The 25,800-nt window shown below is 65.2% G+C and carries 19 protein-coding genes; 3 read left to right on the plus strand and 16 right to left on the minus strand.

Annotation, left to right across the window (positions count from 1 at the left end; genetic code table 11):
• From VN047_RS15350 to VN047_RS15365, 4 genes are all read right to left on the minus strand, one after another.
• Positions 1-453: AMP-binding protein (locus tag VN047_RS15350; protein WP_325544148.1), on the minus strand; the 453-nt coding region annotated here is incomplete at its 3' end.
• Positions 450-2,078, minus strand: coding sequence for a carboxylesterase/lipase family protein (locus tag VN047_RS15355; RefSeq protein ID WP_325544151.1), 1,629 nt, complete (start codon positions 2,076-2,078; stop codon positions 450-452). The genes VN047_RS15350 and VN047_RS15355, both read right to left, overlap by 4 nt.
• Positions 2,075-3,388: an MFS transporter gene (locus VN047_RS15360; protein ID WP_325544153.1), complete on the minus strand. Its 1,314-nt coding sequence runs from the start codon at positions 3,386-3,388 to the stop codon at positions 2,075-2,077. Before VN047_RS15360 ends, VN047_RS15355 begins: the two co-directional genes overlap by 4 nt.
• Positions 3,389-3,390: 2 nt before the next feature.
• On the minus strand, positions 3,391-5,682 hold the full coding sequence (locus tag VN047_RS15365; RefSeq protein WP_325544155.1) for a TonB-dependent receptor: 2,292 nt from the start codon (positions 5,680-5,682) through the stop codon (positions 3,391-3,393).
• 240 nt (positions 5,683-5,922) lie between these two features.
• Between VN047_RS15365 and VN047_RS15370 the strand changes: the two genes are divergently transcribed.
• The gene (locus VN047_RS15370) at positions 5,923-7,029 is read left to right on the plus strand and encodes a DNA alkylation repair protein (RefSeq protein ID WP_325544156.1); all 1,107 of its coding nucleotides are present in this window, start codon (positions 5,923-5,925) and stop codon (positions 7,027-7,029) included.
• 21 nt (positions 7,030-7,050) lie between these two features.
• Here the strand turns inward: VN047_RS15370 and VN047_RS15375 are convergent, their stop codons facing one another.
• The 9 genes from VN047_RS15375 to VN047_RS15415 form a co-directional block, all read right to left on the minus strand.
• Positions 7,051-9,099, minus strand: a complete 2,049-nt coding sequence (locus tag VN047_RS15375) for a transglycosylase domain-containing protein (RefSeq protein WP_414712718.1) — start codon at positions 9,097-9,099, stop codon at positions 7,051-7,053.
• Positions 9,100-9,159: 60 nt separating this feature from the next.
• Positions 9,160-10,338 carry a dipeptidase gene (locus VN047_RS15380; protein ID WP_325544158.1) on the minus strand — a complete coding sequence of 393 codons (1,179 nt, stop codon included), beginning with the start codon at positions 10,336-10,338 and terminating at the stop codon, positions 9,160-9,162.
• On the minus strand, positions 10,335-11,912 hold the full coding sequence (locus VN047_RS15385; protein WP_325544160.1) for a serine hydrolase: 1,578 nt from the start codon (positions 11,910-11,912) through the stop codon (positions 10,335-10,337). Before VN047_RS15385 ends, VN047_RS15380 begins: the two co-directional genes overlap by 4 nt.
• Positions 11,909-13,048, minus strand: a complete 1,140-nt coding sequence (locus tag VN047_RS15390) for a hypothetical protein (RefSeq protein ID WP_325544162.1) — start codon at positions 13,046-13,048, stop codon at positions 11,909-11,911. Before VN047_RS15390 ends, VN047_RS15385 begins: the two co-directional genes overlap by 4 nt.
• A complete protein-coding gene (locus VN047_RS15395) occupies positions 13,045-14,085 on the minus strand; it encodes a DUF1611 domain-containing protein (RefSeq protein WP_325544164.1) in 1,041 nt (346 codons plus the stop codon). Before VN047_RS15395 ends, VN047_RS15390 begins: the two co-directional genes overlap by 4 nt.
• Before the next feature lie 20 nt (positions 14,086-14,105).
• Entirely contained in the window at positions 14,106-16,292 is a 2,187-nt protein-coding gene (locus tag VN047_RS15400; RefSeq protein WP_325544166.1) for a TonB-dependent receptor, read from the minus strand.
• 4 nt (positions 16,293-16,296) lie between these two features.
• Positions 16,297-17,439, minus strand: a complete 1,143-nt coding sequence (locus tag VN047_RS15405) for a dipeptidase (RefSeq protein WP_325544168.1) — start codon at positions 17,437-17,439, stop codon at positions 16,297-16,299.
• An 84-nt stretch (positions 17,440-17,523) separates the two neighbouring features.
• On the minus strand, positions 17,524-18,531 hold the full coding sequence (locus VN047_RS15410) for a dipeptide epimerase (RefSeq protein WP_325544170.1): 1,008 nt from the start codon (positions 18,529-18,531) through the stop codon (positions 17,524-17,526).
• Positions 18,531-20,510: a serine hydrolase gene (locus VN047_RS15415; RefSeq protein WP_325544172.1), complete on the minus strand. Its 1,980-nt coding sequence runs from the start codon at positions 20,508-20,510 to the stop codon at positions 18,531-18,533. The genes VN047_RS15410 and VN047_RS15415 overlap by 1 nt, the downstream gene beginning before the upstream one ends.
• 142 nt (positions 20,511-20,652) lie before the next feature.
• Here VN047_RS15415 and VN047_RS15420 point away from each other — a divergent pair, with 142 nt between their 5' ends.
• A complete protein-coding gene (locus VN047_RS15420) occupies positions 20,653-21,276 on the plus strand; it encodes a helix-turn-helix domain-containing protein (protein WP_325544174.1) in 624 nt (207 codons plus the stop codon).
• Between the two features lie 23 nt (positions 21,277-21,299).
• The gene (locus tag VN047_RS15425) at positions 21,300-23,003 is read left to right on the plus strand and encodes a D-aminoacylase (RefSeq protein WP_325544175.1); all 1,704 of its coding nucleotides are present in this window, start codon (positions 21,300-21,302) and stop codon (positions 23,001-23,003) included.
• A 24-nt stretch (positions 23,004-23,027) separates the two neighbouring features.
• Here VN047_RS15425 and VN047_RS15430 read toward each other — a convergent pair whose 3' ends face one another.
• The 3 genes from VN047_RS15430 to VN047_RS15440 form a co-directional block, all read right to left on the minus strand.
• Positions 23,028-23,507, minus strand: coding sequence for a hypothetical protein (locus VN047_RS15430; RefSeq protein WP_325544178.1), 480 nt, complete (start codon positions 23,505-23,507; stop codon positions 23,028-23,030).
• A 129-nt stretch (positions 23,508-23,636) separates the two neighbouring features.
• The gene (locus VN047_RS15435) at positions 23,637-23,888 is read right to left on the minus strand and encodes a hypothetical protein (RefSeq protein ID WP_325544180.1); all 252 of its coding nucleotides are present in this window, start codon (positions 23,886-23,888) and stop codon (positions 23,637-23,639) included.
• A gap of 358 nt (positions 23,889-24,246) precedes the next feature.
• Positions 24,247-25,800 (minus strand): DUF885 domain-containing protein (locus tag VN047_RS15440; protein ID WP_325544182.1); only part of this gene is annotated, 1,554 nt, incomplete at its 5' end.

Raw genomic sequence — 25,800 nt, forward strand, 5'->3', positions numbered from 1 at the left:
GGCGGGCCAGTCGCCCGCGGGCCCATCGATCACCAGTACCTGCCCGATCGCCGGCGCGCGCTCTACGATCGACCGCGCGAGCGGCAGCAGGTCGGCGCTGACGATCAGCAGTTTCGCGCCCGACTGCACCGCCATCGCCGCGAGTTGCGGCGCGGTCAGGCGCGGGTTGAGCGTGTGGCAGACCGCGCCGATTCCCATCGTCGCATACCAAGCCTCGACATGCGCCTGGCTGTTCCACGCGAGCGTCGCGACGCGGTCGCCCTCGCTGACGCCGAAGCCCGCCAGCAGCGACGAGATTGCGAGGCTGCGTTCGCGCAAGGCCGCGTAGCCGATCCGCGCGATACCGCCGTCCTCGCGCGCCGTGACGACCTCGGCCTCGCCGTGCCAGCGCGCGGCGTGATCGAGGAATTTGTCGAGCGTCAGCGGGTAATCCTGCATGCTACCGTGGATCATGGACAGGCCGCGCCCTTCGCCAGCACCGGCGACATGATGCCGGTGTTCCAGTTCCACGGCTGGTTGCCCGCCGCGCGGCGGCGGCACACCGCCGCCTCGTGCAGTGCATACATGCCCGGCATCAACCGCGCGCCGGGGCGCGGTACGTCGGCGAATGCCATGAAGGCCGCGTCCTTGCCATAGGGGCGCCACGCCGCCTGCCCCGCCGCCTCGGGCTGCCCCGTTCTGGCGAAGGACACCCAGTAATCGCCCATCGCGGCGGCAAAACGGCGTTCGGTAACGCTGTCGGGGATCTTCGGCCAATAGGGTGGCGTGTCTGCCGCCGTGCCGAACACATAAGGGATCTCGGCCGCATGAAAACCGTGCAGTCCGGCCTCGCTCGCGGCGGGATAGCCATGATCGAACAGGTACAGATAAGCGGGCTGACCGAGTGCCGTCTGCCGGATCGCCAGCCGCTCCGAGGTCCAGCCATAGAGCGCGTCGCGCGGGGCCGCGAGCACCGCCTCGCCCAGATCCTTCGCGGGATATAGTTTGAGCCATGCGTCGGCGAGGTCGCCGTAGCGTTCGCGGATCGCCGTTTCATAGGCAGCCGCGTTGGCGGGCGGCGGCGGCGCGAGAATGCGCAGCGAGCGGATTTCACCGATGTTGAAGCCCGCAATCATCGGCACTGGCGCCTGCTCGCCGCGGTCGAAGATATCGACGAGCTGGCCGGGCAGAATCTTGCCGTCGACGGTGCCCCACGGGAAATAGCCCGCCCTGGCCGCGCCGTCGGTCAGCGCGACCGGATCGAGCGCACGCAGCGCCGCGATATCGGCGGCGCCGAGCGTGGCGGCAACCTTTTCCCCGCTCGCCTCGGCGGCAGGCTCGCCGTGGCGCGCCTCTTTCAGCGACGGGGTCGAGATCATATAGGCGCTCTGCGCGATCGCCTTGTGGAACAGGCCCCGCGCTTTTGGCGACGCCATCAGATACATCACGCTGAGCGCGCCCGCGGATTCGCCCGCGATGGTGACATTGTTCGCATCGCCGCCGAACGCGCCGATATTCGCCTTCACCCATTCGAGCGCCGCGATCTGGTCGAGCAGGCCGTAGTTCCCCGACACGCCGTCAGGCGATTCCGCACTGAGTCCCGGATGCGCCATATAGCCGAGCACGCCGAGGCGGTAATTGACCGAGACGATGATCGCGCCGCGTGCCGCGAGCTTCGCACCGTCGTACATCGCCTCGTGGCTGTAGCCGGTCGAAAGCGCGCCGCCGTGGATCCAGACGATCACGGGCGCATCCTTCGCCTTTTCCGGCGCCCATATGTTGAGCGTCAGGCAATCTTCGGAAACCTTGGCGGGCGGATTGGCGTAGATATGCACCGCGTTCGGGCGCGGCTGGACGCAGGCGGCGCCGAAGCTCTGCGCCTTGCGGACGCCTTCCCATGCGGGCAGCGGCAGCGGTGCTTTCCACCGCAGCTCGCCGACCGGCGGCCGGGCGAAAGGGATGCCCTTGAACTCGCGGATCTTGCCGACGGTCTTGCCTTCCACCGTACCGGCGGGCGCTTCGACCACCGGGCTCGCGGCGACGGCGGGGGCCGCCATCAGGAGCCCGGCTGCCGACAATGCGCTGCGCAGCTTTTTCATGCCTCTGTCTCCTGCCCGAAATCTTCCCGGCGCAATCGCCGCGCGAGCCAGAGGAAAAGTCCGATCGCGATCAAATAAAAGGGCGTCAGTGTGTAAAGCGCCGTTTGCAGCCCGTTGGGGTCGCCCTGCGCGGCAAACCAGTCGCTGGCGAAGCCGACCCATGTCGGCCCCAGCCCCAGCCCGATGAAGTTCATGATGAGCAGCAGCAAGGCCCCGGCGAGCACGCGCTGACCCGGCTTCACTTCGTCCTGTACCAGCGCGACCGAGGCCGAGAGGTAGAAATAGTTGAAGATCATCACGACGGTGAGCAGCGCCAGCGCCAGCGGCCAGCCCGGCGCCCATACGAAAGCAACGTAAAAGGGCATCGCGACCGCCAGCGACAGCGCGGGGGCGATCGCATAGCCCGTGCGCGACTTGCGGACCATCCGGTCGATCACGCGGCCCGAGACGATCATCCCGCCGCCCATGCCGACGAGCAGGACCAGCGCATACCAGATCGCGACTTCGCCCAGCACCATGCCTTTCTCGCGCATGAGGAACAGCACCGCGAAATTGCCGAGGCCATAGGTCACGAACTGCGTCGCCCCGCTGCCCAGCGCCGCGAGCATCAGGGTCGGGTGCGACACGAACATGCGCACCGTCGGCCAGAACGGGGCCTTCCCTTCAGTCGGAACGCCCGCAGCCGGGACCGGGCCGCCGACGTCGGTCGCGCCGCGCTTCGGCTCGCGCACCGTCAGCCAGACGACCAGCGCCGTGATGATCCCGATCGCGCCGACGGCGATGAAGGGGATGCGCCAGCCGAACCGCTCCGCGATCGCGGCGCCGAATGCGACGCCCGCCGCCGCACCGATCGCCGGACCGAGGTTGAAGATGCCGAGCGCCGCGGCGCGCTTGCCCGGCGGATAGGTGTCGGTGATGATCGCATAGGACGGCGGCACGCCGCCCGCTTCGCCGAAACCGACGACCATGCGCGCCACCACGAGCTGCGTATAGTTGGCGGCCATGCCGCACGCGACCGTCGCGCCGCTCCAGATCGCGCAGGCGGCCGACAGGACCCCGACGCGGCTCGTCCGGTCGGCGAACCAGCCGACGGGGATCGCGATGAAGCAATAGAACATCGCGAAATAGAGCCCGCTGATCAGCCCGAGCTGGCTGTCGGTGATCCGAAGCGAATCCTGGATCGGTTTCGCGAGGATCGCGAGGAGTTGGCGATCCAGGAAGTTCAGGACATAGACGAAGCAGAGCATCCCCAGCACGAAGGACGGGCGCGCCGCTGGCGCGCCCGGTTGCGTATGACCGGCCGCCACCATGATTACAGGCTGTAACCGAGGCGGACGCCGAAGGTGCGCGGGCGCATCGTGCCGAAGCGGCTCACAAGGAAAGCTTCGGGGTGGATATAGGTGATCGAATGATCGTCGAAGAGGTTCTCGACATAGAATTGCGCCGATATATCGCCCTTCTTCAGACCGAAGCTCAAATTGACGTTGCTATAGGCATCCGTTTTCCCGAACGTCGAGAGCGGCAGGTTCGGGTTGCCCGGGGTGTTCGGAAAGCTGCTGTTATACGATCCGATATGCTGCGCATTCGCTGCCATCGTCGCCTCGACGTCGTTCGCGAGATTGAAGCTGTAGGCGATATAGGCCGACCCCTGGATACGCGGCGCCGACAGGCGGTGGCCGAGCACCGCGCCTGAAATCGCCGCTTCCTCGGGCGACAGCTTGGTGATCTTCGCGTCGTTATAGGCGCCGTTGAACCCGATCGCCCAGCCGGTCGCGGGGATCACCCCGATCTCGAATTCGAAGCCCTTGCTGCGTGCGGCACCGATGTTCGTCGCGAACTGCACCGAGTCCGACTGGCGGTTCGCCTGCGCCTGGATATTCTTCCAGTCGATGAGGTAGAAGGCGGCGTTCATCGTTACCCGCCCGTCGAGCCAGCGCGCCTTCGCACCGACCTCGTAGCTTTTGAGATTGTCGGAAGTGGCGCCGTACGGGATGATGATGTCGGCGTCATCGACAAGACTTGGCGCACCGGCGCGGGCGTTCACGATCGGCGCGCGGAAACCGGTCGAGAAGGTCGCGTAGGTGGTGAGCGCGTCGCTCGGCTTGAAGGTTGCACTCGCTTTCCACGACGGTTTCGATCCCTTGGCCTTCACGCCCTCGGCGGCGGCATAGGGGGTGAAGGTCGTGAAGTTCACCGGCAGGCCGAGCAGCGCATAATCATAATAGTTGAACCCCGCCGCCGTCGCGAGATAGCCCCCAGCCTCGGTAAAGGCCTGCGCCGACGTTTCGCCGTAGCGCATGCCGCCGGTCAGCCAGAATTTGTCCGAGAAGCGATAGGTGAGTTCGCCGAACCCCGCGATCTCCTTGCTGATCGAGTGGGTGTAGAGTTTCTGGAAATATTTGTCGGGCAGCCCCGTCATGTTGCGATCGGCGAGGAAGTCGAGGTTCGAGCGATAGAGATAATCGACGTCGCGGCGACGATTCAGATAAAAGCCGCCGACCACGAACTGGAACGGCCCGTCAAGCGTCGAGGCGAGCCGCGTTTCCTGCACGAACACCTTGTCATAGGCATCGGCATCAAGACCGAAGGCGATCGGCGCCCCGACGAAAGAGCCCGGCGCAAAGGTGCCCGCGAGGTCGACATAGAAACGCTGGTCGAAATCCGAATAGGTCGACGAACTGGTGAGCTTGGCAAAGTCGAACTCATAATCGATCGTCGCGTTCGCGATCAGCTGCTTGCCGGTGAAGCGGTCGGGCTCGTCCGATACACGCTTGTTACGTCCGAGCGACGGGCTGGTCAGCGAGCTGTCCTTCGGATTGCTGTATTCGTAACTGCCGAGCAGCTTGATCGAGAGGCGATCGGTCGGGCGCCACAGAAGGGTCGCGCGCCCGCCATAGTCGATCAGCGTGTTCGAATTCTTCACCCCGGTCCCGACATTGTCGAGATAGCCTTCCTCGTCGCGGTAGAAGCCGACGACGCGCAGCGCGAGCTTGTCCTCGACCAGCGGCACGTTGACCATCGCATTGTAGCGCTGGCGAAAGCTGTCCGATCCGGTCAGGCCGAGATCGACGAGCGCCGATGTATCGAAATCATTGAGGTCGGGGCTTTTCTGCAGAATGCGCATGGCGCCCGAGAGCGAACCCGAGCCGAAGAGCGTTCCCTGCGGCCCGCGCAGGAATTCGACGCGCTCGACGTCGAACAGATTGGGGTCGACGACGGTCGTGTTGCCGATCGTCGAGACCGGAAGCTCGTCGATATAGATGGCGACCGAGCTCTGCAGGTTGGCGTTATAGCCGTTGGTCGCGATGCCGCGCGCGGTGAAATTGTTGAAGTTGGCGGTCGGCTTGTTGAGCACGACGCCCGGCGTCTCGCGCCCGATGCCTTCGTAACCGACGATGCCCTTTTCGGTCAGTTCCGCCTGCGAAAAGGCCGAGATGCTGATCGGTACGTCCTGAATGCGTTCCTCGCGGCGCGTCGCGGTGACGATGATGTCGTTGCCGTCATGCGGCTGATCGGCCTGCGGCGCGGTACCGGCCGCGTCCTGCGCGGCGGCGCCTGCCGGGATTGCGAAAAATGCGCCCGCGCATACGGACGCCAACAACATTACCCTCATCTTGCCCTCTCCCATCAATCGCCGTTCGAGCGTCGGCATGCCGCATCTATGCCTCCGCCTCGCGAGCGAGTCAATATTCACTCTCTCGTGTGTGAATGAAATTCCGACACGGTGGAGGGCGGACGAATTTGCGGGAGCCGGACAAGAAAAACGTTCCGGCCGGGGCGCGGTCGTTGCTATGGCGTCATCGCGGCGCGCATCGCCCATACGCGCCCCTATCCGGAAACTGTAATGACCGACGAAGCCGCTACCCCCGCCCTGCTCAAGGACATCCTCGGCCCGCAGGCGCTCGAAACGATCGCCGGCGCCGGCACGGCGGCGTCGCCGCACTTCGATCGGGGCGCTTTCCTGTCAGCCGCGTCGGATGGCCTCGACGCGCTGTCGATCATGGAGCGCGTGCGCCATATCGCCGACGCGCTGCGCGTCGCGCTGCCCCGCGATTACCCCGCGGCGCTCGATATCATCAGGTCGATGGCGCCGCGGCTCACGCACGGGTTTCAGGCGATCGCGGTCACCGAATATGTCGCGCGATACGGGCTCGACGATTTCGACGCGTCGATGGCCGCGCTCGCCGACCTGACATGCTTCGGTTCGGCCGAATTCGCGATCCGCCCGTTCCTCGCGCGGGATTTCGAGCGCGCCCTTGCCACCATGATTCGCTGGGCGGCGAACGAGAACGAGCATGTGCGGCGACTGGCGAGCGAGGGCGTCAGGCCGCGGCTGCCATGGGCCGGCCGTGTTCCGGCGCTGAAAAGCGATCCGACGCGCGCAGCCCCCATCCTCGAATCGCTCAAGACCGATCCGAGCCTCTATGTACGCAAGTCGGTCGCGAACCATCTGAACGATATCGCCAAGGACCGGCCCGACTGGCTGCTCGATCGCCTCGCCGGGTGGTCGCAGGACGACCCGCGCACCGCATGGATCGTCCGGCACGCGCTGCGGACGCTGATCAAGCAGGGCGATCCGCGCGCGCTGGCGCTGATCGGGGTGGGCCATGGCGCGGCGGTTACGGTCGGACATTTTTCGGTTGCGCCATCGTCGCTTCGCCTCGGCGAACGCATCGCGATCGCAGCCGAAATCACCTCGACCTCATCGGGCGAACAGCGACTGGTTGTCGACTATCGCGTTCACTACGCGCGCGCCGGCGGGAAAAGCGCGGGCAAGGTGTTCAAGCTGAGGAGCTTCGAACTGGCGGCAGGCGAAACGGCGAAGCTCGGCATCGGGCAGACGATCCGCGATTTCACCACGCGCCGCCATCATCCGGGCCGGCACAAGGTCGAATTGATCGTCAACGGGCAAACGATGGCCGAGAGCGCGTTCGATATCCTGCCCGGCTGACGGACGGCCAGGGTCAGGACCCTAGTTTCCCGGTGGCGGCTGGGGTTCGGGCACGACCGGTTCGGGTGCCCTGTCCTGAATCGGCAGGCGCAGGTCGATCCGGCTGCCGTTGATTTCGGTCGAGATCACCGCATCGCCGCCCTCGATCCCGACGCGGGTGCGGTCGCCGACCGGAATGGCGCCGATATCGGGAACGTCGAGCGGCTCGACAGGGCCCGTCGGATCGACCGGTTTGGGACGCGGCGCTGCCGGCCTGCCCGACGCCCCGGTCATGAAGTCGCGCCAGATGCGTGCGGGCAGCCCGCCACCCGATACGCCTTGCAGCGGTGTGTTGTCGTCGTTGCCGATCCACACCCCGACGACGAGGCCATTGGCATAACCGACGAACAGCGCGTCGCGATTGTCCTGGCTGGTCCCCGTCTTGCCGAAATTGGCCTGCGGAAGCCGCGCGGCTCGGCCGGTGCCGCGATTGACCGCGGCGCGGAGCATTTGTTCGATATCGTCATGCTGGCGCGACCCGAAGCTCGATGGCCCCCGGAACAGATTTTCGAACCAGCCTTTCTGTTCGGCCTCGAAGGCATGCGGCTCGACCGGATAGCTGTTCGCCGCAACCGCGGCATAGGCGGCGGTGAGTTCGAGCAATGTCATGCTCGACGTGCCCAGCGCGAGGCTGGGGTCGCCCTTTGCGAGCGGCGAGGTCACGCCCAGATCGCGCGCCATGTCGATCACCTTGTCGTCGCCGACCTCGCGCAGCAGGCGAACCGCGGCGACATTGCTCGACGAGGCGAAGGCATCTTCGAGGCTGATCGATTTCGAATAGGAGCCGCCGGCATTTTTGGGGCGATAGGATCCGGTCTCGATCGCGCTGTTGTCGATCATGTCATCGGGTTCCCACCCCGCGCGGAGCGCAGCGAGATAGACGAACAGCTTGAAGGTCGATCCCGGCTGACGCCGCGCCTGCGTGGCGCGGTTAAAGGGCGACGCGGCATAATCCTTGCCGCCGATCATCGCGACGACCTCGCCATCGGGACGCATCGCGACGAGCGCGATCTGCGCCTTGCCGAGTCCCGCGCGGCTCGTCACACGGCGCGCCACCGACTGCAGACGCGCGTCGAGCGTGGTCGCGATCGTCTGGCGCGAATAGCCGACATCGCTCAGCTTGCGCGCCTCGGGTAGCGCCCAGTCGGCGAAATACGTCCCGGTCGGCAAGGTGTTGCGCGTACGCACGTCGATGCGCGGGGTACGAAGCCCCTTCGCTTCGCTTTCGGTCAGATAGCCGGTGTCGACCATCGCACCGACCACCAGCTTCATGCGCTTTTCGGCCAGATCGGGATTGCGCGTCGGGGCCAGCCGCGACGGTGCCTGCACCAGCCCTGCAAGCATCGCCGCCTGCGCAGGGGTCAGTTTTTCGGGCTGGCGGTAGAAATAGTGGAGCGAGGCCGCGCGCAGGCCATAGGTGTTGTCGCCGAAATAGGCGTTCGAGAGATAGCGTTCGAGGATCTCGTCCTTGGTCAGCCAGGCTTCGAGCCAGAAGGCGATCAGCGCTTCGCGCGCCTTGCGGCCGAGCGTGCGCTTGGGGGTCAGGAAGGTGAATTTGGCGAGTTGCTGGGTGATCGTGCTGCCGCCCTGCGTCCGCCCGCCGGTCAGGTTGCTCCACACCGCGCGCGCGATGCTGCGCGGATCGACGCCCCAATGGGTGTAGAAGCGCCGGTCCTCGATCGCGAGAAACGCGCCGGTGACATGCCGGGGCAACGCCTTCGCCTCGACCGGTTTGTCGACGATCGCGCCGATCCGCGCGATCGGCGTGCCGTCGGAGGCGAGCAAGGTGATCTGCGGCGGCGCGATCGGTTCGAGCGATTTCGAGAGCGGCGCGGTCAGCGCGAGCCACCCGACGAGCAGGATGAAGGCGATACTGAAGATCGCAAAACCGCGCGAGATGCGGCGTACCCACTTGCGCCGTCGCGTCTCGGGAACGGGCGGCGCCTCTGGCGGCGCGATGTCGGCGAACGGACCACCCGGCGTCATCGCAAGGGTGGGATCGGGGCCTTCGGGTTTACGGAACCAGGTCATGCTCGGCGGCCGTATTACAATCGCAACACAGCATAAGCAAATATCTTTGCGGAAAAGTCCCTATTTCCCCTGTGCCGCAAGGACCCGCAGAACATTGCCGCTCCACATCTTTTCGATATCGGCGTCCGAATAGCCCGCGGCCTTCAACCGCTCGGTAACCTTCGGCAACGCGGTGATATCCTCGATGCCCGGCAGGCCGCCGCCGCCGTCCCAGTCGGCGCCGAAGCAGATATGATCGACGCCGCCGACCTCGATCGCGCGGAGCACCATCTTCATATAGGCTTCGAAATCGGCCGCCCACATCTGCTCGCGCTTGTCGAGGTCGCGCCACTGGCGGGCGACGTCTGCCTGTTCGGCAGGGGTCAGCTTGCCGATCTGCTCATATTTCCCGAACAGTTCGGCGCGCGCGGGCGACATGTTCATTTCGGACATGAAGATCGTCGAGATGCACATCGCGCCGCCCTTTGCCGCGAGCGCCTTCAGCCGCCCCTCGTCGAGATTGCGCGGGTGGTCGTGCGCCGAGCGCAGGCTCGAGTGCGAGAGAAGGATCGGGTATTTCGACAGCCCGAGAATCTGATCGAAAGCCGCGTCCGACGAATGGCTGGCGTCGATGACGATCCCGAGGCGGTTCATCTCGGCCACCCACCTCCTCCCGAGCGGGCTCAGTCCCTTCCAGCGCCCCTCGCCCGTCGCGCTGTCGGCGAACTGGTTGTCCTTCGAATGCACCGGCCCGGCGAGGCGGAGCCCCTTGTCGTGGAATTCCTGCAGCAGCGTCAGGTCCTCGCCGAGCGGATAGCTGTTCTCCATCGACTTGAAGGCGATCAGCTTGCCTTCCTTGTTCAGTCGCAGCGCGTCGGCCGCGGTCAGCGCCGGAGCGATGGCCCCCTTGTTCGCCGCGATCGTCGTGTCGATCAGGTCCGAGCGTTTCCGCGCGAACGCGAGCGCGTCGGCGTAGCCTTTTGGCGTGAGCGGACCCTGATCGGTGTAGATGGCAAAAAAGCCGCCATCGAGATTGCCGTCCTTCATGCGCGGAATGTCGAGCTGTGCCATGTCGTCGGCGAGGCCGTGGCGATCGGCGAAACTCCACCCCGCGCGCTCGAAATGCAGCGGGGTGTCGAGATGCGTGTCGAGCACGAGCATCCGGCTGTGCAGCGGCGCCTCGGCCGCCTCGGGCTTGTCGCCGCCGCCCGAACAGGCGGTCAGCGCCGTGGCGGCAAGCAGGACGGCGATATGCTTCACTTCCTGTCCTTCACGGGTTTCAGGTCGAGATCGTGGTAATCCCAGCTGAAGTCGGCGATCTGGCTCACCGCCTTCATCGTCACGCCGGTGATCTTGCCATCGGCGTCGAGCGCGAAGGTAACATAGGCGGGCTCGATCGCCGGGTCGTCGAAATCGGTGACGAAGCTGTCATATTGCCAGTGCTTGAGCCGCCCCGCCATTCGCGGTGTCGAGGTGAAATCGATCGTCAGGCCGGTCGGCGCCTGCCCGATCACGATATCACCGTACCACGGATCGCGATAGCGCCCGGCATAGCCCTTGAGGTCCAGCGACGGTCCCGATTTGACCGGTGATGCCTTCGCCTGCTTCAGGTATTCGACGCCGCCCGCAAGCCGCTCCTGATACCAGTCCTCCCATTTCGCAATCCAGCCATAGTCGGGCTGATCCAGATAATGATCGAGCAGATCATAGGTGAGGCCGAGGAGCATGCCGCTGTCCTCGCTGTTCAGCATGATCGCGAAGCCGACATTCCTGTCGGGGATCATCACGACGCGCGTGATCGAGCCGAAGACGCCGCCGCCGTGCTGGATGATGCGGTGACCGCGATAATCCTGCACCTGCCAGCCGAGCGCATAGGCCTGCTGCGTCGGCTCGGCGGGCTTGAGCGCATCGGGAAGCGGGCTGATCGGCATCGGGGTGACGGGTGCCCACATCTCCTTCGCCTGCGCCTCGCTGAACAGCCGTTTACCGTCCGGAAGCGCGCCGTGCGCGAGCTGGATCTTGAGCCATGCCGCCATATCCTCGGCGCTGAGCGCCAGCCCGCCCGCGGGCGCGCCGTTGCGCCCCAGTTCGTCGCGTTCGTCGAGCGCCTGTTGCGGGCCCACCCCGCGCAAGGGGCCCGACAGCCGCGCGTGCGGCCAGCTGCGGTTCGGGGTGCGGAAACGGTCCTCGCTCTCGCTCGTCGCGTTTTTCATGCCGCCGGCGCGCAGGATCCGCGCCCGGATGAAATCTTCCCATTTCTGGCCGGTGACCTCCTCGATCAGCTGGCCGGCGACCGCGTAGAGGATATTGTCATAGGCATAGGCGGAGCGAAAACTCGTCTGCGGTTTCAGATATGCCACGCGCTCGACCGTCTGCCTGCGCGTCAGATGCGTGCGCGGCACGAACATCAGATCGCCCTGCCCGAGCCCGAGCCCGCTGCGGTGGACGAGCAGGTCGCGGATCGTGATCTCGCGCGTCACCCACGCGTCATGCATGCGGAACCACGGCATATGCTTGATCACGGGATCGTCCCACGCGATCTTGCCCTCGTCGACGAGCACGGCGAGCGCCGCGGCGGTCATCGCCTTGCCGGTCGAGCCGGTCTGGAAGATCGTCTGGCCATCGACGGGCGCGCGTTCGCCTAGCTTGCGGACGCCCCAGCCGCGCGTGAGCGTCGTCTTGCCGTCCTCGACGATCGCGATCGACACGCCCGCCGCCCCGACTTTCTTGCGCAGCGCCTCGACGCTCTCCCCGATATCGGCGGGCGGTTCGGCCCAGGCGGGCGCGGCGGCCGAGAGCATGAAAGACAAAGCGAGCAGGCGGGCGGATTTCATGACGGGGTCTCCACGGACGAAAGGGGGACGGAACGCAGCAGGCGCCAGACGCCGACGGTGAGCAGCGGCACGACGAAGACGGCGAGGAACAGCCAGGCGAGGAAGCGGTAGCCGCTGGCGATCAGATCGACGAGACCGACTTCGCCCGCCACGAACATGCATCCCGTCAGGATCACCGCGCCGATGATCGCACGCGCGGCGGGGGCCAGCGCGGGCCGGCCGCGGCTCTCGATCGCGCCCGAAATGCGCTCGTTGATCGCATGGACCGCACCCGCGCCGCTTTCGAGCAGCGCGGCGAAGATCATCACCTGAAAGAGGATATGGAATCCCGGCACCGTCATCTGGCGGAGGAGGAAATCCGACGGCAGCGTTTCGGCGCCGATCGCGGGATAAAAGGCCATCATCGCGACGAAGAAGAGGATCGCGGGCAGCATCGAGAGCGGCCCCGCGATCAGTCCGGCGACCACGGCGTCGCGCTGGCTTGTCAGGTGGCGCAGCACGGGCAGGATCACCACCGCGCCGACGATATTGTAGCTCGCATAGGTGATACCGCCCGCCATCCAGTTGCCCGACGGCGGCGGTGCATTTGCAAAACCCTCCCCGATCAGCCCGCCAAAGCTGGCGAGTGCAAGGACGAGGAAGAGCCCGTAAACTGCGTAGAGCAGGATCGAGACATATTTGAACATCTGCTCGACCGCGCCGGTGCCCCACGCCGTGACCGCCACGATCGATACGGCGAGGAGTACAACGCCCGCGAGTTCCGGCCAGCCGAAGGTCGCGGCGCCGATCGCGCCCGCCGCAGCGCCGAACACCGCGAGAATCAGAATGACGAAGATGATGTAGGCGACCTCGAACGCGACCCAGGCAGGGCCCAGAAGCTCCCTGAAAAAGCTGCGATAATCATAGGCGCCGAACTTGCGCGCGAGCGCGAAGGTCAGCGCCGCGACGACGCTCCAGATCAGCGTCGCGAGCAGCATCGCGGCGAGCCCGCCCCACGGCCCCGACGGCACGAAATATTCGGCCAGTTCGCGCCCGGTCGCATAGCCGCCGCCGATGATCACGGCCTTCAGCGCAAAACCGGGCAGCAGGAAGCGCTGGAACCAGCTCGACCCGCTGCCCGTCTCGCCTACACTCACGCGAGAATATTTTCGACAAGCGCCTCGAACGCCGCGCCGCCGCGGATCGGATCGGCGACGGGCAAGCCAAGGCGCTCGCGCTCGGCCGCCATCAGCGCTTCGGCCGCATCGGCGTCAAAGCTCGACGTATTGAGGCTGACCCCGCCGCAGCGGATCGCGGGATTGGTCCGGCAGCCGAGCCGGATCGTGAGGTCGATGACCTCTTCGACACTGGGCAAGGCAAAGCTTTCCATGCCGAGGATCGTCTTGCGCGTCGGGTCGTGACAGACGACGAAGACATCGGGCTGGCTGCCGTGGAGCAGGCCAAGCGACACCGGGGCATAGGCGGGGTTGAAGATCGACCCCTGCCCTTCGATCACATCCCAATGGCCGGCGGCCGCATCGGGGCTGAGCATTTCCGCAGCCCCCGCCTCGAAATCCGCGACCACCGCGTCCATCGGCATGCCGCCGCCGGCGATCATGATCCCCGTCTGCCCCGTGGCGCGAAAATCGGCGTCGAGGCCGCGCGCGACGAACGCGCGGTGCAGCGCGAGCGCGGTATATTTCTTGCCGAGCGCGCAGTCGGTTCCGACCGTGAGCAGACGTTTGCCGGTCCGCTTGCGCCCGGTCCCGACCGGGATCGACGGCGGCGGGGTGCGGATGTCGATCAGCCGCTGCCCGGTGCGCCGTGCCGCCTCGACCAGCGCGGGGACGCTTGTCAGCCTCGTGTGGAGACCGCTGACGATATCGAGCCCCGCCTCCATCGCCCCGACAAGCACCGAGACCCAGGCATCGCCGATGACACCGCCCTGATTGGCGACGCCGATCACCAGCGACCGCGCGCCCGCCGCACGCGCTTCGGCGGGCGACAGGCGCGGCAGGCCGGTGGTGACGGTGCAGCCGCCGATCGCCCATTCGCCCGTGCAGCGATCGGCCGCCCAGTCCGCGAGACCGAAAGCGGTCTTGGCGTAGCTCGCTTCGGTCGTGTCGCCGAGGAACAGCAGATAGGGATGCGGCAAGGACAGGCTGGCCTCCAGCCTGCCGACGGGCGCGTTCATCTTTTCCAACTCCCCTACGTTCAAAACGCCATATCCATCGCGACGCCGATCGTCCGCGGCTGCAACGGCGAGATCGCGATGAAGCTCGGCTGGTTGAAGCCGTTGGTCAGCGTCGAGCGCGCCATTTCGCCCTTGTTGTCGAAAAGGTTGCGAGCGTAAGCACGCAATGTCCAGTGGTCGTTGAACGTCACCGACGCGTTGAGATCGACCGAGGTATAGGGTTTGGCCCGCGCGCTCAGCGGGTCGCTCTCGACGAGCGAGAGGCGGCTGCTCGCATGGCGGACACCCGCGCCGAAGCTACCCGTGTTGTCGCCGCCTAGCTCGAACTGGTAATCGGCGCGCAGCGCGCCGCTGAACTTCGGCACGGCGGGCAGGCGATCGCCGTCGACGCCGCTGATATCGGGCACGTCCTCGCTGAGCGTTGCGTCGGTGTACGAGCCCGTCGCGCTGATCGTCAGGCCCGATGCGGGACGGAACGCGAGACTTCCCTCGATCCCCTTGCTCGTTGCCTTGCCGCCGTTCGCACCGCCCGACACGCCGCCGAAGGCGCGCGTGACCTGAATGTCGGTCCAGTCCATCCAGAACAGCGCGACATCGACCGATACCATGCGATCGGCCAGATCCGCCTTGAGGCCGATTTCATAGTTGGTCATGCGGTCGGCATCGACGCTGGGCGGCACGTTGGGAACGATGACGTTCGGACCGCCGGGACGATAGCCGGTCGCGACGCGGCCATAGAGCATCGCGTCTTCGGTGATGTGAAATTGCGGGCTGACCGAGAAAGTCCAGACGCTTTCGGCGGATTCACCCGGATCGTTGGCGGTCGGTACGATCGCACCCGAACTGATCTGGGTGAAGGTCTGCTCGTTGCGCGCCCAGCGGAGGCCGCCGGTGATTTCGAACTGCTCGCTGAGCTTGAAGGTCGCGTTGCCGAAAACCGCATATTCCTTGTAGGTCGCGGGCAGACCGACGATAGCGAGCGGGTCATAGTTGACGATCGGATTGCCCGCCATGTCGAAGGACCGGACGAGCTGCGCGTTGCTCGTCGTCTCGTCGGTGAAGAAGCCCCCGATCATCCATTCGAAACGGTTCCCGCTGGGCGAAGCCAGTCGCACTTCCTGCGTCCATTTCTTGAGTCCGAGGTCGAGCGAGAAGGGCGTGATGCCCGGTTCGGCGGGGCCGTCGGGAAGGAATGGCAGCACGACGCCAAAGGCGTAGCTCGAGTCCTGCAACTGCCGGCTCTGCGTCTTGCTGTATGTCGTCGCCGACGTCAGTGTAGCGGCGCCGAAATCATAATCGATCGTCGCCGAATAATAGTCGAGATCGACGTCATAGGATTCGGGGATATAATTGTTGTACGAACGACCGTTGCCCAACCGCTCGCCGGTCAGGTCGGCAGCATAGAGGCCATTGCCGTCGGAATCGAGCGACTGCCAGATGCCGGCGAGCTTGATGCTGAGTTCGGGGGTCGGCTGCCACAGCAGCGCCACACGACCACCGCGCTGTTCATAGTCGTTCTGGTCCTTGATCCCGGCATTGTTGACGCTGTCGACCCAACCCGGCGTCTTGCGCCAGGCAAAGCTGCCCGAAATCGCGAGCGTATCGGTCGCGATCGGCGCGTTGACATACACCTGCCCGCCCCAGCCGAGGCCGGTCGCGTTCTTGATGTTGAAACCTTCGACGCCCGCGCGCACCTTGAATTCGCGCGTGTCGGGCTGGACAGTGACATATTTGACGAGACCGCCGATCGAGCTGGCGCCGTAAAGCGTGCCCTGCGGCCCCTTGAGCACCTCGATCCGTTCGAGGTCATAGGGCATCAGGTCGATCGTGAACTGCCCGGCACGGTTGTAGAGCGCGCTCGACCCGACCGGCGCGTCGTCGAGATAGATGCCGACGGTCTGGGCGGCGTTCAACGGCGCGACCCCGCGCAGCGTGATCGTCGTCTGCCCGGGTGTGCCGCCGTTGCTGACGTTCATGCCGGGAACATAACCCGCATAATCGACGAGCGAGGCCGAGCCCTGTTCCTGCAGTTCCTCGCCGCTGACGACTGCGATCGCGATCGGCACGTCCTGGACATTCTGGACGCGCTTCTGCGCCGTGACGACGATCTCGCCCGATGCCTCGATCGCGCCGGCTTCCTGCGCCTGCGCCGGGGCCGCGGCGATGACCGCGACCATGCTTACAGCAACGAAAAGTCCCTTTTTCATTGTCTTACCCCCAGACTTGGGCGAGCAGGCGGCGGAAATTGCCCCCGAGCACGGCCCGGATGTTATCGTTCGAATAATTGCGGCGGATGAGTTCTTCGGTAAGGTCGAAGGCCTTGAGCGGATGGTCGAAACCGTCGATGTCGATCTTGTCGCGAAAACCGTAGCTCGCCTTGTAGCTGCCCTTGAGCAGCGCATATTCGTCAGGCTTCATGTCGTCGTAGCCGTGAAGGTCGGCGTCCGATCCGATGCCGACATGGTCGACCCCGACGAGCTTTGCGACATGGTCGATATGGTCGGCCATATGCCCGACATTGGTCGGATCGGTCGTGCGCACGAACATGCGCACCCCGGTGATCCCCATCACCCCGCCCTTCGCCGCGAGCGCCCTGATCGCCGCATCGGTCTTCACGCGTGGATGGTCGACCAGCGCGCGGGCGTTGCTGTGGGTGATCGCGATCGGCCCCCTGGCGATTTCGATCGCGTCCAGTGTCGTCTTGTCGCCGCAATGCGAGACGTCGACGAGCATCTTCTGCTTTTCCATTTCGGCGATGATCGCGGCGCCATAATCGCTGACCCCGCCATCGACGCGTTCGGTGCTTCCCGACCCGATCATATTCTGGGTGTTATAGGTGAGCTGCGCGCAGCGCAGGCCGAGGCGGCGGAACAGCGCGACATCCTCGATCTTTTCGAAATGCTCGGCATTCTGGATGCCCATGATGACCGCGCATTTCTTCTCGGCTTTGGCGCGGTCGAGATCCGCGACCCCGTCGACGAGGGTGAAGACATGGCTGTTGCGCCCGGCAAAGCCCTGCCAGCCGGCAAGAAACTCGAGCGCCTGCTGCTTCGCGCCGGGACCGCCGAGACCATAGGCATTATGAAAGCCGGTGATGCCCGACGCCCGGAACTCGGCCGCCTCGGCATCGGTCAGCCGGTGCGCGACATAGTTTTCGTCGAGGGTGATCTTGAGCGGCGCAAGCATGTCGATGACGAGCGACGAGGCCACCAGGTCGACCGCGCGGCGCGAATAGGTGCGCGCCGGAGCGGCCGCGAAGGCGAAAGCGCCTCGATTGATCATCGGCGCAGATAAAGCGACACCCACCGCGCCCGCGATTGCCGCGCGACGCGTCATACGGAACGACCCGGTCATCCCATCCTCCACCTTTTGATAGTTATATTTCGCCGACTATTGTCCTAATCGGAAAATTGTCAACCCGTTTAGGACATAAATTTGTCATGAGCCCCAAATTTCCGGTGGGCAATGGATCATCCCGCCGCGATAGGAGACCCCCGGTTCGCGATCGCGCGCGAGGAAGGTCGGCCCATCGAGATCGACGATGTCGCAGAGCTGACCCAGCACGAAGGACGGCGCCATCGACAGACTGGTCCCCATCATGTTGCCGACCATCACGTCGAGCCCGAGCAGGCGCGCCTGCCGCGCGATCGCCAGCCCTTCGGTCAGCCCGCCGCATTTATCGAGCTTGATGTTCACGACGTCGAAGCGTCCGACGAGCGACGCGGTGTCGGCGAGCGCGACGGCGCTTTCGTCGGCGACGAAGGGCAACGGCCGCTTCAATCCGTCGAGATCGGCCTCGCGCCCGCGTTTCAGCGGCTGTTCGAGCTGTGCGACGCGCGTCGACACGAGAACCGGAAGCAGTTCGCCGAGCGTCCCGACGTCATAGCCTTGGTTCGCATCGACGCCGATCCACGCGTGCGGACGTGCGGTGCGGATCGCGACGATGCGGGCGATATCGTCCTTGAGATCGCCCGTCAGCTTGACCTTGACCGGCGCCTCCGGATCGATCGCAAGCGCCGCCTTCGCCATATTGGCCGCGCTGTCGGCGCCGAGCGTCAGCGTCGAGCGCAACGGCTTGGGCGGCGACAGGCCCGCGAGATCCCACACGGGGCGCCCTGTCTGCTTCGCTTCCAGATCCCAATAGGCGCAGTCGAGCGCATTGCGCGCCCCGCCCGGGGGCAGCAGATGCTGCAGATCCTCGCGCGTCGCGCCGTCTTCGATCGCCTCGCGGACGCTCGTCGCCTCGCGCAGCATATGGTCGATATCGTCGCCGAGATAATAGACGCCAGCTCCCTCGCCGCGTCCGACGTGCGTGCCGTCCGAAATCTCCGCGACCAACAGGGCGGTTTCGGTAAAGACATGCCCCGAGATACGAAAAGGCCGATGATAGGGAAAACGCTCGACCCGAAGGTCGAGCGCCAGTTCCCGCGTATCTTGCGTTGCCATCAATAGACCATCCCGAAACCGTAGAGGTGGAAGGTCAGCGTAATCCAGACGAGCAGCAGTCCGGCGAGCGCGAGCAGCACCGCGCCCAGTTTCATCGTCCACTTGCGCTTGCCCTTGATGCTGAGCCAGAGGTGCCACGCGGCAGTGCCGAGAAGGCCGAAGGCCGCAACGGGCGTCAGGACGCGAAGCAGCTGGATCAGCCAGTCGAGCGGTCCGCCGATGCTGCCGATATCGGCCGAGAAGGCGGCGATGAGCGCGATCCATCCGACGAGTGCACCGATCGCCAGCCAGGCGAAGACACGCGACAGGCGATAGGCACGCAAGGCCTTGCCTTCGAGCGCGAAATTCGCGCCGAAGCTGCGCCGGACCAGCGCACGCACCGGCCAGGCGAGCGCCGCCAGCACGATGATGCCGAAAGCAAGGATCAGCGCCGGGTTGAGCCAGGCGGCGTTGACCCCGAACGATGCCGGCTCGAACACCATGAAGGGCGAACCGCCGTCGACGCTCCAGCGGACGACACGTCCGTCCTTGACCTCGGCCGCGACGCGTTCGCCGGTGCCGGTGTCGCGCCACACGAAGGGCTCGACCTCGACCCAGTCGCGCGCGCCGGCACCAAGGCCGTCGAGCGCCGGCAGCGTGATCTTGCCGTCCTCGGTCAGCGAGATCGTCGTCTGACCGAGCAGGCCGAACAGGCTCATGAAGTTCGTGAACGAGCCGCGGCTGCTGATGTAGTTGCCGACCATCATCTGCGCATGCTGCGCGGCGGTCTTCGCATCGACGCGGCCGGGCTTGTCCTCGCCGGGCAGGTAGCGGTCGGCGAACTTGTGGAACAGCGCGCTGCGCACCGCGCCCGCGTCGCCCTGTGCACCCGCGCTGTTCATCGAGATGAAGACGCCGATATCGGCGTCGGGGAACAGCCACAGATAGGAGTGGAACCAGACCGTATCACCGCCGTGCGCGATCGCGCGGTGGCCGTTCACCCATTGTTCGTAGAAGCCGAGCGCCATGCTGTTGAGCGGGCCGACGCCGGGCGCCTTGAAGTCGTGCATCATCTTCGCGGTCTCGGGCCTGAGCAGCCCGGCGCCGTCGTTGAGGTGCGCGATCATGAATTTGCCCATGTCGGCACCGCTCGCCGACAGGCTGCCCGCGGGCGCCGGGATCACCATCTCGAACGGCTTGGGCTTTTGCGTGATGTCGGGATAGCCCTTCGACATATGCGGCGCGAGATTCGCAGGAAGCGGCTGACGGAAGGACGAATGGGTCATGCCGAGCGGCTTGAAGATGTGGTTATCGACATAATCGTCGAAATTCTCGCCGCTGACACGCTCGACGATATAGCCCGCGAGCGCGGTCGCATAGTTCGAGTAAGCCGGCGTCGTGCCCGGCGCGAAGACGCGATCGGGCAGTGCGAGCGGCATCTGCTTCTTGAGCGTCATCACCGCCTTGGGATCGCTGCTGATCAGATAGCGCACCGATTCCTGAAAGCCCGCCGTATGCGTCATGATGTTGCGCATCGTGACGGGCTTGCCCTGATACGCCGGAATCTTGAAATCGAGATAGGTGTTGACGTCCTTGTCGAGGTCGATCTTGCCCGCCTCCACCTGCTGCATCACCGCGGTCCAGGTAAAGAGCTTCGACACCGAACCCGGACGGAAAAGCGTCGTCTCGGGCAGGACGGGCGCGCGCTTCGCGACGTCCGAAAAACCATAGCCCTTTTCGAGCACCACCTGATTGCCGCGCACGACGACGACGACGGCGCCCGGAATGCGCGCGCGCTCGAGCGCATAGGGCAGATAGCCGTCGAGCCAAGCCTCGAGATCGGCGGCATCGAGCGTGGCGGATGTTTTCGGCGTGGCGACGGCCGCCGCGACCGGCGCTTCGGCCTTTTTCGTGGCTGGTGCCGGCACCGGCCCCTGCGCGGCGAGCGGCAGCGCGGCAAGTGCCGCCAGCCCGATCATAGCCTTTCGGATGAAATGCATTGCTTTCCCCTTTTCCCAGATGCGGCCTGTCACACCTTGCAGCAAGCCGCGCGACCCCTTACCAAGGAACCAACAACTGTTGGCCCGATAGGGACATAATGATCCTGATTAGAAAATTGTCAAACAAGGAATGGAGCGACTGATGGCCGACCGTGCAAGCCCGCCGACGCTCGGCACCGTGATGAAGGCCATTCGCGGGCGAAACGGCTGGACGCTCAAGGAAATGAGCGAGAAATCGGGTATCCCGGTCTCGACGCTGTCGAAGGTCGAGCATGACCGGCTGACGCTGAGCTATGACAAGCTGCAGCAGCTGAGTCAGCGACTCAACCTCCGCATGTCGGATCTGTTCGCCGAGGATGAGGAAGGCAGCACGCCGCGCGTCACCGGCCGCCGCAGCATCGCCGCGATCGAACGCGCCGCGCGGGTGACCACCGACAATTACGACTATCACTATCTCTGCACCGACCTCAGGCAAAAGCGGATGATCCCGATCATCACCCGCATCCGCGCGCACAGCGCGCGCGAGTTCGGCGAGCTCGTCCACCATCAGGGCGAAGAGTTCATCTACGTCCTTGAAGGACGGATCGAGGTTCACAGCGAATTCTACGACCCTGTCACCCTCGACGTCGGCCAGGGCATCTACATCGATTCGTCGATGGGCCACGCCTATGTCGTTGCCGAGGGATATGAGGAAGCGCTGGTGCTGGGCGTTTGTTCGAGCGCCGACGACGGGCTGATGGATTCGTTGATGAGCCTGCACGGCTAATTCCCCAACCTGCGGAGAAAAAGATGGCATTGTCCCGGCGGTTCGCCCCTTCCCTGATGCTGCTGTGCAGCTCGATGCTGGTATCGGCGTCAGTCGCGGCGCAGCCGGGCGCGACTTACGACCTGATCATCCGCGGCGGGACGATCTATGACGGATCGGGCAAGTCGCCGGTTACCGGCGATGTCGCGATCAAGGACGACCGCATCGTCGCGGTGGGCAAGGTCGAGGGCACCGCGAAATCGGAAGTGTCGGCCAAGGGCATGGCGGTCGCGCCGGGCTTCATCAACATGCTGAGCTGGGCAACCGAGTCGCTGATCGCCGACCCGAAAAGCCAGAGCGACATCAGGCAAGGCGTCACGCTGGAGGTGATGGGCGAAGGCTGGTCGATGGGACCGGTGAACGCGTCCATGAAGGCGCTGGAGACGGAGCGGCAAGGCGACATCAAATATCCGATCGAGTGGACGACGCTCGGCGATTATCTGGGCTACCTCGAAAAGCGCGGCATATCGACGAATGTCGCCAGCTTCGTCGGCGCCGCAACGGTCCGCGTCCACGAGCTGGGCGAAGGCGATGTCGATCCGACGCCCGAACAGCTCTCCCGTATGCGCGCGCTGGTGAAGCAGGCAATGAACGAAGGCGCGATGGGGGTCGGCAGTTCGATCATCTACGCGCCAGGGTCCTACGCCGAGACCGGCGAACTCGTCGCGTTGGCCACCGAAGCGGCGAAATGCGGCGGCATGTATATCAGCCATATGCGGTCCGAAGGCGACCGGCTGGAGGAAGCCGTCGACGAGTTGATCGAGATTTCGCGCCGCTCGGGCGCGCCCGCCGAAATCTACCACCTCAAGATGGCCGGGCGCAGCAACTGGGGCAAATATGATTCGGTCGTGAAGAAGATCGAGGACGCGCGCGCCGAAGGGCTGAAGATCACGACCGACATGTATACCTATACCGCGGGCGCCACCGGACTCGACGCGGCGATGCCGACGTGGGTGCAGGCGGGCGGGCTTGAGGAATGGATAAAGCGGCTGAAAGACCCGGCGATCCGCGCGCGCGTCGCCGCCGAGATGAAGCAACCGGGCAGCGACTGGGAGAATCTCTATTTCGGCGCAGGCGCCGACAAGATGATCCTTTCGGGATTCAAGAATGACGCGCTCAAGCCGCTCACTGGCAAAACACTCGCCGAGGTCGCCGCGATGCGCGGCAAAAGCCCCGAAGAAACCGCGATGGACCTCGTCGTCGAGGACGGCTCGCGCGTCGGCACAGTCTATTTCCTGATGTCGGAGGACAATGTCCGCAAGCAGATCCAGCTTCCGTGGATGAGCTTCGGGTCTGACGCGGCGTCGCAGGCGACCGAGGGCGTATTCCTGAAATCGGGCGCGCACCCGCGCACCTATGGCAATTTCGCGCGCCTGCTCGGCCGCTATGTCCGCGACGAGAAGCTGATCCCGCTCGAACAGGCAGTGTATCGCCTCACCACCCTGCCCGCGACCAATCTGGGCATCAAGGATCGCGGAGCGCTGAAGCCCGGCTATTATGCCGATGTCGTCGTGTTCGATCCACAGGTGATCGGCGACCGCTCGACCTTCGAGGAACCCCACCAATATTCGGTCGGCGTGCGCGACGTGTTCGTCAACGGCACACAGGTGTTGAAGGACGGCGAGCATAGCGGCGCGACACCCGGGCGCGCGGTACGTGGCGCCGGCTGGCAGCGGTGCGGCGGCTGAGGCGAAGAAGCCCCTCGAAGGTCACTATTTCTTCGCCAGCGCCCACTGCTCGACGAGTTCGCTTGCCTCGCCCAACCGGTCGCGGGCGGAGTCAGGCTGACGGAAATTGCACCCGAAATTGAAGCGCAGCGCATTGTCCTGACGGCCGCGCCGCCAGCTGAGCGTCCCCATCCCCTGATCGGTAACCATCCCGTCGCATGGCAATTCGGCGACGCCCTCGAGCGGTTGCAGGATGGCGCGGACGCGTTCGAAGCCCTGCGGCCCGACGTTAAATTTGCCGCTGAGCTTTTTGCGGATTGTCGTCCGGTATGCCCCACGCCCCGACCGGTCGATCCACCATTCGGTCTGCCCGCCGCCCCATCCGTTGCCCGTACCGGAATAGGAAATCCGTTCGGGTGCCGCAGCGGGGGAGCCTTCCGGTTGCGCCGCCGCGACAGCAGGCAAGCCGAGCGCGGCGAGTGCCAACAGAGCGTTGCAGCGGCGAAAAATCAATGAGATCGGCATGCTCGCTCCTCAACCCGCCGTACCGAAAACGACGACGCAATCGTTTATGAACGCCGAATGGTCATTCTGTCGGCCGCGTGTGACGTAATCAACGATGATTCCCTCCTGAAATTCTAAGCTTTTCCTCGATCATCTGGCGGGGCAATCGATGATCATGTTCGACGACACCCAGTCGGGCGCCTTCGCATTTTCGAGGATGGTGACCGTTTCGAGCTTGCAGGTCTTTTCGGCGAACGGCACCGCATCGAGATAGGTTTCGTCGACGACGACGAAGATGCGGCCGGGCTTTTCACCGCCCGTGTAAACGAGCCAGCGATCACCGGCGAGCGCCGGCGATGTCGTGATGACCGCGAGCGCGGCGGTGGCGAGTAATCGTTTCAAGAAATGCTCCTTCCGCCCTGCGATTTTCGCGCGTGCGAACATTCCGCCTCCCGCCGCGGGCAGGACGTCGCTAAAATTCCGGCTAGTCCTTCCGCATATTCCAACGGCTTGCAAGCTAGACGCCGGGCCCCCGCGACGCTGTGACCAGGCTCACTATCGAGAAATTCGTGTCGGGCTGAGCCATGCCACTCCGGGCGACGTCACGAATGCGTTAACAAGATTCACCTGCGAGGCGCAAATGGGTCACGCCTGCATCACGAGCGCATAGCGGTGAAAATCGGCACCGCAGCCGCGTCCGTCGCAGCAGCCAGCGCCCAAACCGGTCGGAGCCGATGCAGCCCGGCTGCGTGGCCCCGCCTCAACGCGCGCGCTGTCCCCAGTCCTTCACCGATGCATCGAGCACGGTCATCGGCATCGGCCCCGAGGTCAGCACCAGATCGTGGAACTCGCGCACGTCGAATGCTGCGCCCTTCGCGGCGCGGGCGCGTTCACGCGCGGCATGGATCGCGTTGGCGCCGACCTTGAAGCTGCACGCCTGCCCCGGATAGACGGCGTAGCGGGTGACCTCGCGATCGGTGGCCTCGGGCTGTTCGCCTGCGTTTTCGACCATCCACGCCACCGCCTCGGCCTTCGTCCAGCGATGATGGTGAAGCCCGGTATCGACGACGATGCGCGCCGCCCGGAACAGTTCCGACTGGAGATAGCCGATCCGCCCGAACGGATCCTCGCTGTAGATGCCGAGTTCGTCGGCGACCTGTTGCGCATAGAGCGCCCAACCCTCGGTATAGGCCGAAAAACGCACGATGCGCCGGAACAGCGGCAGCGCCGGCGCCTTGCCGAGCACGCTGTACTGGAAATGATGGCCGGGAATGCCTTCATGGTGCGTCAGGGTCGGCAGACGCCACGTCACATGCTCGCCCGGATTCTTGAGGTTGAGCGAATAGACGCCCGGCTCGCCCGGCGCGCCTTCGGAATAGAAGGCGCCGGGCGCGCCCGCCTCGATCGCCGCCGGAATGCGGCGCACGGCGATCGGATTGACGGATGTGATCCCGAACGCGCCGGGCAAAAGCGCCTTGATCGCCGCGAGCTGCTCGTTCGCCAGCGCAAGCAGCTTTTCGCGCCCTGCATCGTCGGCGGAAACACGGAAACGGTCGTCCTTGTTGAGCGCCGATACGCGGGCGATGACGCTGCCCTTGCTCAGGCCTTGCGCTTTCAGGAGCAAGTCGATCTCGGCAGTGAGTTCACGGCATTGATCGAGCCCGATGCGGTGCAGCTCGCCGGGCGGAGTATCGACCGTCGTGTTCGAACGCACCGCCGCGGCGTAATAGGCGTCGCCGTCGGGCAGCTTCCAGACCCCGGCGCGGTCGTCGGCTTGCGGCGCAAGCGCTTCGAGCGCGTCGATCTGGCGGCTGAGCGCGGGCTGGATAGCCGAACGGAAAATTTCGCGCGCGCGGGCGGCCGGATCGCCCAGCCCTTTCTCGCGGATGCGCTTGAGCGCCGGCGCGATCAGCGCCGATCCGAGCGGATCGCCATCGCGCAGCCCCTTGATCTGCGCAATGGTGCGGGCGATCACGAAGTCGGGCGGAATCACGCCGATACCGGCATCGTGGCGGATGCGTTCGCTCTCCTGATCGAGCGCGACCGCGAGGGCCGCGAGGCGCTGGAGCCACGCCTCGACGTCGGCCCTTGTCTCGATCGGGTGGCGGCTGCCGATGAAGTCGGGCAGCCAGTAATAGGCGCCATTCATCTGGCTGACGACGTAGGGGCTCGGGCGCAAATTGCCGTCGACATAGCCGTAGCGTCCCAAAAGATCGCCCAGCGTCTCGTAGACGTAGCGCGCCACGGCATGGTCGCGCGCGGCGCGCGGCGACAGCGCGCCGGTGTCGATCGCGCCGAGTTCCGCCAGCGCGAC

It is taken from the genome of Sphingopyxis sp., assembly GCF_035565275.1.
Taxonomy (GTDB): Bacteria; Pseudomonadota; Alphaproteobacteria; order Sphingomonadales; family Sphingomonadaceae; genus Sphingopyxis.